Origin of the sequence: Streptomyces sp. BB1-1-1 (assembly GCF_031597775.1) — a bacterium.
GTDB classification, from domain to species: Bacteria; Actinomycetota; Actinomycetes; order Streptomycetales; family Streptomycetaceae; genus Streptomyces; species Streptomyces thinghirensis.
Genome location: NZ_CP134203.1, coordinates 8114344 through 8127297 on the forward strand (window position 1 = coordinate 8114344; position 12954 = coordinate 8127297).

9 protein-coding genes are annotated in these 12954 nt (G+C 74.2%); 4 read left to right on the top strand and 5 right to left on the bottom strand.

All coding sequences use genetic code 11. The features are described 5' to 3' along the window. The first annotated feature begins 89 nt into the window (after positions 1 to 89). The gene (locus RI578_RS37275; protein WP_310875209.1) at positions 90 to 3065 is read left to right on the top strand and encodes a LuxR C-terminal-related transcriptional regulator; all 2976 of its coding nucleotides are present in this window, start codon (positions 90 to 92) and stop codon (positions 3063 to 3065) included. Between the two features lie 54 nt (positions 3066 to 3119). Here RI578_RS37275 and RI578_RS37280 read toward each other — a convergent pair whose 3' ends face one another. The 4 genes from RI578_RS37280 to RI578_RS37295 all read right to left on the bottom strand — a co-directional run bounded on the left by RI578_RS37280 (position 3120) and on the right by RI578_RS37295 (position 6236). After that, positions 3120 to 4046: an NAD-dependent protein deacetylase gene (locus tag RI578_RS37280; RefSeq protein ID WP_310875210.1), complete on the bottom strand. Its 927-nt coding sequence runs from the start codon at positions 4044 to 4046 to the stop codon at positions 3120 to 3122. Between the two features lie 88 nt (positions 4047 to 4134). Further along, entirely contained in the window at positions 4135 to 5025 is an 891-nt protein-coding gene (locus RI578_RS37285) for an SDR family oxidoreductase (RefSeq protein WP_310875211.1), read from the bottom strand. A 110-nt stretch (positions 5026 to 5135) separates the two neighbouring features. Beyond that, positions 5136 to 5948: a M23 family metallopeptidase gene (locus RI578_RS37290; RefSeq protein WP_310875212.1), complete on the bottom strand. Its 813-nt coding sequence runs from the start codon at positions 5946 to 5948 to the stop codon at positions 5136 to 5138. 159 nt (positions 5949 to 6107) lie between these two features. Next, complete coding sequence (locus tag RI578_RS37295) at positions 6108 to 6236, bottom strand: hypothetical protein (RefSeq protein WP_310875213.1); 129 nt, start codon at positions 6234 to 6236, stop codon at positions 6108 to 6110. A gap of 75 nt (positions 6237 to 6311) precedes the next feature. Between RI578_RS37295 and RI578_RS37300 the strand changes: the two genes are divergently transcribed. Continuing rightward, positions 6312 to 7688, top strand: a complete 1377-nt coding sequence (locus tag RI578_RS37300; protein ID WP_310875214.1) for an N-acetylmuramoyl-L-alanine amidase — start codon at positions 6312 to 6314, stop codon at positions 7686 to 7688. Continuing rightward, positions 7682 to 8977, top strand: coding sequence for a hypothetical protein (locus RI578_RS37305; protein WP_310875215.1), 1296 nt, complete (start codon positions 7682 to 7684; stop codon positions 8975 to 8977). The genes RI578_RS37300 and RI578_RS37305 overlap by 7 nt, the downstream gene beginning before the upstream one ends. Here the strand turns inward: RI578_RS37305 and RI578_RS37310 are convergent. Beyond that, positions 8914 to 10032, bottom strand: coding sequence for a helix-turn-helix domain-containing protein (locus RI578_RS37310; RefSeq protein ID WP_310875216.1), 1119 nt, complete (start codon positions 10030 to 10032; stop codon positions 8914 to 8916). The genes RI578_RS37305 and RI578_RS37310 overlap by 64 nt on opposite strands. Before the next feature lie 293 nt (positions 10033 to 10325). Between RI578_RS37310 and RI578_RS37315 the strand changes: the two genes are divergently transcribed. Further along, positions 10326 to 12914, top strand: coding sequence for a SpoIIE family protein phosphatase (locus RI578_RS37315; protein WP_399062703.1), 2589 nt, complete (start codon positions 10326 to 10328; stop codon positions 12912 to 12914). Positions 12915 to 12954 lie beyond the last annotated feature (40 nt).

Sequence of the window (12954 nt, forward strand, 5' to 3'; positions counted from 1 at the left end):
CCTGGGTGGTGGACACCTATTGCACCGGAGTCCGCCGACCGGTAGACCACCTGCGCACGAGCGTGGTGGGCGGCGCCGAGGAGGCACCTGTGGAGAGACGTTTCCCCGGTCCCGGGACAGGTGACGGCGCCGGACCGCGGGGGACGGACCCCGCGGCAGCGGGCACTGCCGCCGGGTTCGTCGGGCGCACCGCCGAGGTGGCCCGGGTCCGTGCGGCGCTCCGCCGGCCACCGTGTGTCGTGGTCGTGCGCGGCGAGGCCGGTGCGGGCGCCTCCCGGCTGGTGGACGAGGCGCTGGCCGACGACGGGCTCCGGGACTGCGCGCAGCTGCGCGGTGTCTGCCCCGACGTGTCGCAGGACACCGCCCTCACCCCGATCGCCGACGCCCTGGCCGGGCTGCCGTACCGCGCGGACGGGGCGGAAACGGCCCTGCCCCCGCTGACCGGGGTGGTGGCCGCACTGGTGCCCGAACTGGCGGACCGGCTCCCGGAGCCGCCCGAGGCCGCCGCCGATCCGGAGGTGTGGCGCGGGCTGCTGCCGCGCGCGGTCCGCTCCCTGCTGGCGGCCCACGGCCCCGCGGTCATGGTCGTGGAGGACGTCCACTGGGCCGACCCGGCGACCCGGGACCTGCTGCACCGACTGCTGGCGGATCCGCCGCCCCGGCTACGACTGGTCCTCACCGAGCGCCGGGCTCCGGGGCTGCCGGCCCTCGGCATCCGCGTACCGGACCACGTGCTCGTCGAGGAGGTCGAGGTGCGACCGTGGACGCCGGAGGAGACGGGCGAGTTCGTCCGGCGCCGACTGGGGGAGCGGGCGACGGAGCCGGGGTCCGCGGAGGCGGTGCACGCGCGGACGGGCGGCTTCCCGGCCGCGGCGGAGGCCCTGCTGCGAGCCGTGTGCGAAGGCGGCACCACGGGAGCGGCCGAGGGCGTCGCACCGGCCGAGGGCACCGTGCGGGCCGTGCTCGCCGCCGGGGTGCCGTCGCGGCTGAGACGCGATCTGGCGCAGCGGCGCGGACCGCTCACCGACGACGCGCAACGGGTCGTGGAGGCGGCGGCGGTGCTGAACCTGCCCGTCACCGTCGACACCCTGGCCGAGGTGGCCGACCTGGAACCCGGGCGGGCCGAGCGTGCCGTCGCCCAGGCGGTACGGCGGTCGGTGCTCCGCGCCGACGGACCGCACCCGTGCTTCCGGCACCCGCTGGACCGGCAGGCCGTGCTGGACGACATGCCGGGGCCGAGACTGGCGTGGCTGAGTCTGCGGGCCGCACGGGCGCTGCGGCGCCGCGGCGGACCGCCGCCGCTCGCGGAGCTGGCCCGGCTGTACCGGGCGGCGGGCCGGACGAAGGAGGGCCTGCGCTGCCTTGTCGCGGCCGCGGACCGGGCCGCGGCCGAGGGCGACTACACCGCCGCGACCACCCTCTACACCCAGGCGGTCACCGAGGAACCGAGAGCCGGGGGCCGTATCCGCACCGCCGCCAAGCTGGCCCGCACGGCGCAACTGGCCAGGGCCGGGGAGCAGGTGGTGAGCGCGGTGCGGCGGGTGCTGGACGAGGACGCGCCGCCGCCCCGGCTGAGCGGGGAGATGCGCCTCCACCTCGCCGTGGTCCTGCGCAACCAGAGCGGGGGCGCGCTCGACAGCCTCGACGAGGTCGCCCGCGCCATCCCCGACCTGGAGGTCTCGGACCCGCGGACCGCGGTACGGGCGATGCTGGTCGCCGCCATCCCGTCGATCCAGGGCTGGCCGGTGCGACGGCACGTGGCCTGGCTGGAGCGGGCGGAGGCGGTGGCCGGGCGGGTCACGGACCCGGTGGCCAGGGCGGCGATGGCCGCCAACCGCGCCACCGCGCTCATGCTGCTCGGTGACCACCGGGCGTGGGCCGCGGCCGACGCGCTGCGCGGCCCCGCCTCGTCGGTCATGGAGGCGGCGCAGTACGCCCGAGGCTGGACCAATCTGGCGCACGCCTCGATGGCCCTGGGACACGCCGACAAGGCGAGGGAGTTCCTCTTCCGCGCGGCCGCCGGACTCGCCGACACCAGCAGCCCGTACCTGGAGGGGCTCACGCAGACCGGGCGCCTGGTGCTGGCCTGGCACGAGGGCCGGTGGGAGCGCCTGCACCAGGACGCCGACCACACCGCACGGCTGTACCAGGAGATACCCGACCTGACCGCGGAGGCGATGCTGGTGCGCGGGCTGACCGCCCTGCACGTGCTGGGCGACGTCCCCCGCGCCCGCCGCGACCTCGCGGAGGCCGCCCGTACGACCCGCTACGACACCGGCGTCATCATCACCGCGTCCGCCGCGGCCATCGCCCGCGTCCACCTGGAGGCCGGCCGGCCCGGGCAGGCGTGCGACGCCGTCGAGGGCGCCCTGCGACACCTGGAGCGGACCGGTGGCTGGGTGTGGGCCACCGAGGTCGTCCCCACGGCCGTCGAAGCCCTGTGCGGCAGCGGCCGGGCCGAGCGGGCGCACCGGATCGTCGCGGACTTCGACGCGGGCACCGCCGACCGCGACGCGCCCGCCGCCCGCGTGGCGCTGACGGTGTGCCGGGCACTGCTGGCCGAGGAGGAGCGGCGGCCCGACCGAGCGGCCCTCCTGCTGGCCGAGGCGGAGGCGGAGTGGCGCCGCCTCGGCCGCCCCTTCGACGCGGCTCGGACCGCCGAGGCCCGAGGACGGTGCCTCCTGCCCGGTCCGGAGGCGGCGGAACGGGACGCGTCCGAGCGGCAACAGGCAGCCGTACGCGCGGTCCACGGGGTGATCGAGCAGTACCGGAGGCTGGGGGCGCGCTGGGACGTCGCCCGCTGCCACCGGCTGCTGCGCCGCCACGACATCGTCACCACACACCGCCGCGGACGCCTCGGCTACGGCGACCAACTCTCCCCGCGCGAACAGGAGGTGGCCCGGCTCGTCGTCCAGGGACGAGCCAACCGCGACATCGCCGAGAGCCTGGTGCTGTCCACCCGGACCGTGGAGCACCACGTGGCGCGCATCATGCGCAAGCTGAACGTCAGCTCCCGCACGGACATCGCCGTGGCCGGCGACGGGGACGGCGCCGTGGGGCGGTGAGACGGGGACGGCATCGCGGGGCGGTGACGCGGCCGGGGCCGGCCGGGGCACCGGTCAGGCCGTCATGACGTCCCCCGGGCCGCCGTGCCCGCCGTGGCCGTCGAGGGAGATGCCCAGCTGTTCGGCCACGCCGGTGAGGGCGGCTCCCAGCGGGAGCGCGACCCGGGTGAGGGCGTGCCGGTCGCCCCGCGTCGGGTCCCGGTTGACGATCAGCACCGGCTTCCCGTCCTGGGCCGCCTGGCGGACGAACCGGAGCCCGGACATCACCGTCAGCGAGGAGCCCAGTACCAGCAGTGAGGCCGAGTCGCGGACCAGCTCGCGGCAGTGCTCGACCCGCCGCGGCGGAACGGCTTCGCCGAAGAACACCACGTCCGGTTTGAGGACGCCGCCGCAGACGGTGCAGGGCAGCACACGGAAGTCCCCGACCTGCTCGTCGGTGAGGTCGGCGTCACCGTCGGGGTTGATCCCCGCGGCCACCGGATCGAAGCCCGGATTGGCCTCCTCGAGCCGCCGGGCGAGTACCCGGCGCGGACTGAAGGCACCGCAGGACAGGCAGACGACCCGGTCCAGGCTTCCGTGGAGCTCCACGACGCCCTCGCTGCCGGCTGCCTGGTGCAGACCGTCGACGTTCTGGGTGATCACCCCGCTGAGCAGGCCGTGCCGTGCGAACGCGGCGACGGCCCGGTGCCCGGCGTTGGGGCGGGCGCGGCCGAAGGTGCGCCAGCCGAGGTGGCTGCGCGCCCAGTACCGGCGTCGAGCCTGGGGATCGGCGGTGAAGTCCTGGTAGGTCATCGGGACGTGCCGGCTCAGGCTGCCGCCCTCGCCCCGGTAGTCGGGGATGCCCGACTCGGTGGAGATGCCCGCCCCGCTGAGCACCAGCACGCCGCCGCTGCTCAGCGCGTCGACGACCGGCTCCGGGTCGGTGGTGCCCGGCGGCAGGTCCTCGGCAGGGGTCCAGCTCAGAGTGGGGCGCATGCGCATGCCGCCAGGGTACGGAACGGGCTGCCCGCGGTCCGGCCGACCGGCGCCGTGGGGCCGCGGCACCCCGGCCCCACGGACCGGACCACGGTCACGGCAGTGGCGTGCCGCCGGTCGCGTTCAGGATCTCCGCCGTGACGTAGCCGGCCTCCTGCGAGGCGAGATAGACGTACGCCGGTGCCAGCTCGGCCGGTTGCGCGGGACGGCCCAGGGGGCTCTGCTTGCCGAACTCGGCGGTGTCCGGCAGCGTCGCCGGGATCAGCGGAGTCCACACCGGCCCCGGGGCCACCGCGTTCACCCGGATGCCGCGCTCCGCGACCATCTGGGCCAGCCCTTGGGTGAAGGTCACGATCGCGCCCTTGGTCGTCGCGTAGTCCAACAGGTGCGGGCTGGGCTTGTACGCCTGGACCGAGGTGGTGTTGATGACGCTGCCGCCCTCGGGAATGTGCGGCAGGGCGAACTTCGTCAGCCAGAACATGCCGTAGAGGTTCGTCCGCACGACCCGGTCGAACTGCTCCGTCGTGATCGCCTCGATGCCGTCCGGCTGGGCCATCTGGTAGGCCGCGTTGTTCACCAGGACGTCGATACCGCCGAACTCCGCCACGGCCCGGTCGATCAAGGCCCGGCAGTTCTCCTCCTCACGGATGTCGCAGGAGACGGCGACGGCCTTCCGCCCGGCGTCCTCCACCAGGCGGGAGGTCTCCCGTGCCTCGTCCTGTTCCTCGGCGAGGTGGGTGAACAGCACATCGGCACCCTCGCGCGCGAAGGCCAGGGCCACCGCTCGGCCGATGCCGGAGTCACCGCCGGTGACGACGGTCCTGCGGCCCACCAGACGGCCCGACCCGCGGTAGGAATCCTCACCGTGGTCGGGCGGCGGGTCCATCGGCCCGGTCCAGCCCGGGTGCGGCTGGTCCTGCGAGGCGAAGTCGGGGCGGGGGTACTGCTCGGTCGGATTCTGCTGATCGTGCTGGTCGTCCGCCACGTCTGCCTCCTGATGTCTCGCGGTGCGCGGTCAGCGACCGTGTTCCCTGGCCGGTCCGTCCGAAAAGCCTCTCCACCTGCGAGCGACACGTCCGCCGACCGCGCGCCGGGTCAGCAGAGAGGGACGCCGGGCAGCTGGGACGCGGGGTGGTCGATGTAGATGTTGCTGACGAAGCCGTTCTGGTCGCGCAGCTTGCTCCACCAGTTGTTGGTGTAGCCCTCGGCGTTCACCGTGTCGCCCTGTTTCTGGCACAGCACCCGGACGCCGGTGGGACCGGGGAGCGTGGCCACCACCGGAGAGGCGAGACGGGCGTCGGCGCGCACCCGCACCCCGCTGCCCCAGGTCGTGAACGGCGTGCCGGCCCCGCCGCAGTCGTTGTCGCTGGTCAGGTAGTACTGGTGATAGCCACCCGGGTAGGCGAGCGCGCCGCCGTTGATGCGGATGTCCTGGCCGACGCCGTTGTAGAGCTGCTCGTAGTGGATGTGGGGGCCGCTGGAGTTGCCGGTGCTGCCGGTGGTTCCGATCTGCCGGCCCTGGGCGACCTGGGCACCGTCGGGGACGCTGAAGGCGGAGAGGTGGAAGTAGTAGGTGCGCCAGCCGCCACCGTGCTCGATGGATATGTAGTTCCCGGCGCCGTCGGCCTGGAAGTGCCGGTAGGCGGTGCCCGCCGCGGAGGCGAGGACCGGCGTGCCGTTGGTGGTGCCGCCGTCGGCGCGGACGAAGTCCAGCGCCCGGCGGACCTCGGCCGAGTGGTGGCTGTAGGTCCACTTCTGGCCGCAGGGGTACGGGGCCTTGAAGTTCGGGGCCGCGGCCAGGGCCGCACCGGAGGTGGCCGCGCCGGCCGGCTGGACGGGACCGAGCAACAGGCCGGCCAGCGCGCACAGCACGGCGGCGGTCACGGCCCACAGGCGTCTGAGTGGCATGGCGGATCGCTCCTTCGTGGGGAAAGCAGCAGGAGACCGCCGCCCGTCGGGACGGCGGACCGCGGCACAAAGTAGGGAGGCGCCGTCGGCGGGGCAAGGCGGTGGCGGTGTGTTTCGCTCAGGCTGCAATGACTTGCCCACGACAAGGTGGGCGATCCATCATGCGATCACCGGCACGGCGAACTCCCGTGTCCCCAGGCCCTGTTCGGCCCGCGGCACCGGCCGGCCGCGTACTCCGGTGCCCGCGCGGTCGGGCATCACGACGGTCGGCACGAGGTCCGGGCCCACCCGCAGAGTCCGTGCCCGCCCGCAGACCACCCCCACACACACCCGTGGGCACCGGAGAGAGCGGAGAACCCCCACATGTCCTCCGGACTCCTCGTCGGACGCGTCCGCAGCGCAGTGTGCGCCGCGGCCGTGGCAGCCGCCCTGGCCCTGACCGGCCAGCCGGCCCCGGCCGCCGCCGCGCCGGCGCCGTCCGCGCCCGACACCGCCGTCAACCGCGCCTTCGCCCGTGCGGCGGCCGCCTACGACGTCCCCCGGGACCTCCTGGTCGCCGTCGGCTACGGCGAGACCCGCCTCGACGGCCACGCCGGCCTGCCCAGCCAGGACAACGGCTACGGCATGATGCACCTGGTCAGCAACCCCGGACGGCACACCCTGGAACGGGCCGCGCGGCTGACCGGCGCGAGCGTTGCCGAACTCAAGCAGGACTTAGGCGCCAACATCCACGGCGGGGCAGCCGTGTTGCGGGCACTGGCCGACGAGGCCGGCCTGGACGCCGCCGACCGGGACCGCCTCGGCGCCTGGTATCCGGTCGCGGCCCGCTACGGCGCCTCCGGCAGCGAGTCCGCGGCCCGCCTGTACGCCGACGCCGTCTACGACATCCTCGGCGACGGCATCGGGACCCACGTCACCGGCGGCGAGCGGGTCACCGTCGCGCCGCGTGCGGTGCGGCCCGAGCGCGGCGCGTACGCCGAGGCCGAGGCCGTCGCGGCGCCGACCGCGGCCGTGGACTATCCGTCCGCACTCTGGAACCCGGCGTACTCCGGGAACTACTCCGCCGGACGCAGCTCGGCGATCACGACCGTGGTCGTCCATGTCACGCAGGGCTCCTACGCGGGCTCCATCAGCTGGTTCCAGGACCCGGCCGCACAGGTCAGCGCCCACTACGTGGTGCGGTCCTCGGACGGGCAGATCACCCAGACGGTCCGCGAACGCGACACCGCCTGGCACGCCCGCTCGGCCAACCCCCACTCCGTGGGCGTGGAGCACGAGGGTTACGTCAGCGATCCCGCCTGGTTCACCGACGCCATGTACCGCTCGTCGGCGGCGTTGACCCGCCATCTCACCGACAAGTACGGCATTCCGCGGGACCGCGCGCACATCGTCGGACACAGCGAGGTGCCCGGCAACGACCACACCGACCCCGGCCCGCACTGGGACTGGGCCTACTACCTGAGCCTGGTCCGCGGCGACGACGGTGCCACGGGCACACCGTTCCCGACGTGGGGCACGGACGTGAGCGTCCGGCAGCAGCCGTCGACGGACTCCGCCCGGGTGGCGAGCCTGCCCGGACCGACGTCCGTCCGCGTGGCCTGCCAGGTCCGCGGCGGACTCGTGGAGTACGACGGCTACAGCAACGATGCCTGGTCGTACCTGCCGGACCACGGCGGTTACCTCTCCAACATCTTCATCGACGTCACTGACGCCTGGCTCCCTGGAGTGCCCACATGCTGACCCCTTCCACCCGGCGCGGGAGCTCCGCCGCGCGCCGCAGAACACGGTCCTCGCGCGCACTGAGCGGCACGGCCTGCCTGCTCGCCCTCGCCCTCGCCGGATCGGCACTGGCCACGGCTCCGGCCGCCGGCGCCGCCTCCGCGTCCACCTCGGACTCCTGGCGCCCGGACCTGACCCGGACGGGCGCCGACGACGTCAACGTCGAGTACGCCGCCGGCGCCCTGCGGGTGCGGGACGGCTCCGTCAGCCCCGCCTCCCTGGGCCGGGACGGTGGCTACGCCTCCGCCGTGCTGGAGGCGCACCGCGTGGACCGGCCGGTGAACCGGGTCACCGTGGACCTCGACGCGACGGTGCCCGAGGCGGCGAGCGTCGAGGTCGACGTGCGGGGCCGGACGGCCGGCGGAACCTGGACCGAGTGGCGTCAGGCGGTGACCGGCACCGCGGTGGAACTGCCGCGCGACGTCGTCGACGTCCAGGCCCGGCTCACCCTGTGGAACGCCGAGGGCGGGGCCACAGCGGTCGTGAGAGCCCTGACGCTGACAGCGGACGACACGGGAAGCACCCCCGTCGAACCCACGCCGAAGGCGGCCGCCGCCTTCTCGGCCCGCGTCTACGCCACCCGTGAGGGGCTGGTCGGGCACACCACGGCCAACGGCCACGTCATCCGCGAGAACGACCACTTCGTGGCGCTCCCCTCGCGCAGGGCCCTGTCGCCCAAGGGCAGCGGCCAGTACTCGGTGCAGGTGTGCGGGCCGGCCCGCTGCGAGACGGCGCCGGTGTGGGACGTCGGCCCGTGGAACACGCACGACGACCACTGGAACCCCTCCGCGCAGCGCGAGCAGTGGAAGGACCTGCCACGGGGCCTGCCCCAGGCGCAGGCGGCGTACGAGAACGGCTACAACGGGGGCCGGGACGAGTTCGGCCGGCAGGTCGCCAATCCGGCCGGCATCGACCTGGCCGACGGAACCTTCTACAACGTCGGCCTCGACGACAACGGCTGGGTGACCGTCACCTACCTGTGGACCGACGGCGGCGGCGACACCACGTCGTTCCCGACGTGGGGCACCGACGTGAGCGTCCGGCAGCAGGCGACGACCACCTCCACCCGCGTGGCGAGCCTGCCCGGCCCCACGACCGTGCGGGTGAGGTGCCAGGTCCACGGCCAGCTCGTGAACTACGCCGGCTACAGCAACGACGGGTGGTCCTACCTGCCCGACTACGGCGGTTATGTCTCCAACATCTTCATCGACGTCGCCGAATCCTGGCTCCCGGGCGTGCCCACCTGCTGAGCCCGCGGAGGGCTTCGGCGGGCGACCGGCGGCGCTGCCGGGGCGGCTCCCACCGCGGGAGCCGCCCCGTCCAGCAGCGCGCACCCCAGCGCGGTGCGGCGGTGCAGCACCCGGTTGCCCTCGCGGCGGGTCGCCACCAGCCCCGCCTCACGCAGCACGGCCGCGTGCCGGCTCGCCGTGGACGGAGCCAGGCGCAGCGCCGTGGCCAGGGCCGTCGTCGTCATCGGGATCTCCAGCGACTCCAGGACGTGGGCCCGGGAAGCACCGATCAGCTGGGCGACGGACGGTCTGGCCCCGCCGGCACGCAACCGGGGGAGCCAGCCCGGCGCCGGGTCCAGCGGATGCACCAGCACGAGCGGCAGCGACTCGTCCACCAGGGCCAGCGGGGTGCGTACGCAGAAGAAGCCGGGCAGCAGGGTCAGCGGGCGCCCGCCCAGACGCAGCAGCCGGGGTTCGGGGTAGGGGGCCGCGAGCCGGGAGCCCTGCCGCCGCCAGCCCGGCAGCTCCGCGTAGCTCGCCAGCAGCGCCTCGGCGCCACCGTCGAGAGCAGCCTCGGCTCGACCGGCGCGGTCCTCCGCGGCCCGCCCGCGGATCACGGACAGGTACGGTGCCACGGCAAGGGCGTGATAGCGCCGCAGGGTACCGCCCAGCCAGCGCAGCGCGGACGCGTCACCGGTGGCCACCCACCGCACACTGCGCGGCACCGGACCACGCAAGTCCGCGCACAGCCGGGCGAGTTCGGCGACGAGTCTGCGCCGGGGCGTCGACTGCACCCGGTCCACACCGTCCTCCAGGGCAAGGTCGCCACGACCGGGCGTGAGGAAGTCCGGGAAGTACCCCGCGGGCGGGCACAGCGGCAGCAACGCCCGGACGTCGTCGGCGAGTCCGGTACGGCGCAGGGCGACGCGCACCTCGCGCCGCCAGGGGTCGTAGGCCAGGGATTCCTGACCGTTCTGCAACAGGTGAAGGCTGAGCACCGTCTCCCAGAGAGGGTCGGCGCTCGGCGCCACCCCTAATCGGGTCAACGCGCCTTCGTCGAACTCCACTTGAAGCACCGGGCCTCCATGCCGTGCGTCGTGCTGACAGTGGGGTGATCGGGCATGCGGTGCAGGACGAATGGTGCCCGAGGTCTACGCGCGTACGCCATAGGGCGTCGGGCCGCGGTTCGTGTCGCGGTCAAGCGGTGTCGCGGAGCAGGGCCCGCCGAGCGAGGGCAATAATCAGGCATATGTCCGCGAATAGCCCTTTCCGGGAATTTGTGTCCCGGCTGTACCCAAGGCCGCGGGGACCGAAGGCACGGCCCGGCCCCGCCAAGCGTGGACCGAAGGTGCGGAGCGTCGCCGGACAGGTGTTTCTGCTGCAGGCAGTGCTGGTGGCGCTGCTGGCCGTGGCCGCGGTGATCGCCCTGGTGCTGCAGGTCCGGCGGGACGGCACCGAGGAGGCCCGGCGCAGGACCCTGTCGGTCGCGCAGACCTTCGCCAACGCCCCCGGGACCGCGGCGGCCCTGGACAGTCCCGATCCGACGGCCGCGCTGCAGCCCCGGGCCGAGGCGGTCCGTGAAGCGGCCGACGTCGCCTTCGTCGTCGTCTCGGACACCCAGGGGATCCGCTACACGCATCCCGATCCGGATCTCATCGGCAAGCGTGTTCTGGGCCCCTACGAGAAGGTGGTGCAGGGCACTCCCCTGACGACGGAACTCGACGCGAGCGTCGGGCCGGCGGTCGATTCCACGGTCCCCGTCTTCCGGGACGACGGCTCGGTCGCCGGCATCGTCGCCGTCGAGATCACACTCGGCGACATCAACCAGTCCGTCGGCCGTCAGATCCCGGTCATCCTCGGCGGCACCGCCGGCGGACTCGTCTTCGCGCTCGGCGGCTCGGCCCTGGTGAACCGGCGTCTGTCCCGTCAGACCCGCGGGCTCGGCCCCGCCGAGATGACGCGCATGTACGTGCACCACGACGCGGTCCTGCACGCCGTCCGGGAGGGAGTGCTGATCGTCGACGGAAAGGGAAGGCTCGTTCTCGCCAACGACGAGGCACGCAGACTGCTCGGGCTCCCGGCGGACGTGGAAGAGCGCCCGGTCGCCGAGTGCGGCCTGCGCTCCCGGATCGCCGAACTGCTGGAGTCCGGGCGACCCACCACCGACGAGGTGGTGCCGGTGGGGGAGCGGCTGCTCGCGGTCAACGTACGGGTCACCGGCGACCGCGGCGGGCCGCCGGGCGCCGTCGCGACCCTCCGGGACACCACCGAACTCGCCGCGGTGATCGGCCGGGCCGAGGCGGTGCGCGAGCGTCTCCTGCTCCTCTACGAGGCCGGCAAGATGATCGGCAGCACCCTCGACGTGACCACGACCGCGGAGGAACTGACCCGGGTGGCCACTCCGCGGTTCTCGGACTTCGCCACCGTGGACCTGGCCTTGTCGGTGTTCCGGGGGGACGAACCGCGTGAGTCGGACGGCACGGTCGTACAGGTGCGGCGTGCCGCCGTCGCCGGCCTGCGCGACGACCACCCGCTGCACCCCCCGGGGCGGGTGACCGGCACCGTGCCCACCAGCCCCGGCTCCCTGGGCGACGGCGAGCGGCACTCCCTGCCCGACGCGGACGTGGAGACCGTACTCGGCCGGTACGGGCAGGACCCGGCACACGCCGAACGGATCATCGAGTACGGCTTCCACAGCGTCCTGGCCGTCCCCCTGCACGCACGGGGCGTCGTCCTCGGCCTGGTCAACTTCTGGCGTTCGGAGAACCCGGCAGCCTTCGACGCGGACGACGAGGTGTTCGCTCGGGAACTGGCCGCCAGGGCCGCGGTGTGCGTCGACAACGCCCGTCGCTACACCCGCGAGCACCAGACGGCGGTGACCCTGCAGCGCAGCCTCCTGCCGAGCGGGCTGCCCGAGCAGGACGCCCTCGACATCGCCCACCGGTACGTGCCGGCCGAAGCCGGGGTGGGCGGCGACTGGTTCGACGTGATCGCGCTGCCGGGGACCCGTGTCGCCCTGGTGGTCGGCGACGTCGTGGGCCACGGTCTGCATGCCGCCGCCACCATGGGACGGCTGCGTACCGCCGTGCAGAACTTCGCCGCTCTCGACCTGCCGGCCGACGAACTCCTCGCACGCCTGGACGAACTGGTCTCCCGGCTCGACCAGGAGGGCGGTGCGGACAGCGCCGAGATCGCCGGGGCGACCTGCCTCTACGCGATCTACGACCCGGTGGCGGGCCGGTGTTCCCTGAGCCGGGCGGGACATCCCAGCCCCGCGCTGGTGCTGCCCGACGGGTCCGTGCACTTCCCGGGCAGCCCCGTCGGGCTGCCTCTCGGCGTCGGCAGCGGCCTGCCGTTCGAAGCGGTCGAGCTCGACCTGCCCGCAGGCAGCCGGCTCGTGCTGTACACGGACGGCCTCGTCGAGACCCGGGGCCGCGACATCGACGAGGGCATGGAGCTGCTGCGCCGGAGCCTCGCCCGGGCCGGGCGAACACCCGAGGAGACCTGCGCGGATGTGCTGGCGACGCTGCCGTCCCGGCCGTCCGACGACGTGGCCCTCCTGGTGGCCGGCACCCGCGTGCTCGATCCGTCCAGGGTCTCCGCCTGGGACGTGGAGCGGGACCCGGCCGCCGTCTCCCGTATCCGCCGCGAGGTCACCGACCGGCTCGCCGAGTGGGGCCTGGACGAGGCGGCCTTCGTGACGGAGCTGATCCTCAGCGAACTGCTGACCAACGCGGTGCGCTACGGCACCGATCCTGTCCGGGTCCGGCTGCTCCACGACCGGACCCTCATCTGCGAGGTCTCCGACGGCAGCAGCACCGCGCCGCACCTGCGCTACGCGGCCACGACCGACGAGGGCGGCCGCGGCCTGTTCCTCGTGGCCCAGCTGGCCGACCGCTGGGGAACCCGCTACACCGAGACCGGAAAGGTCATCTGGTCGGAGCAGACGCGACGGTGATGGCCGGCCCGGGCACGTCCGGGCCGGCCACCGTCTCGTG

What these genes read in the sequence shown, in the direction of transcription:
- RI578_RS37280 (WP_310875210.1), bottom strand. Translation starts at nt 4,046, where the DNA reads ATGCGCATGCGCCCCACTCTGAGCTGGACCCCTGCCGAGGACCTGCCG.
- RI578_RS37290 (WP_310875212.1), bottom strand. Translation starts at nt 5,948, where the DNA reads ATGCCACTCAGACGCCTGTGGGCCGTGACCGCCGCCGTGCTGTGCGCG.
- RI578_RS37300 (WP_310875214.1), top strand. Translation starts at nt 6,312, where the DNA reads ATGTCCTCCGGACTCCTCGTCGGACGCGTCCGCAGCGCAGTGTGCGCC.
- RI578_RS37305 (WP_310875215.1), top strand. Translation starts at nt 7,682, where the DNA reads ATGCTGACCCCTTCCACCCGGCGCGGGAGCTCCGCCGCGCGCCGCAGA.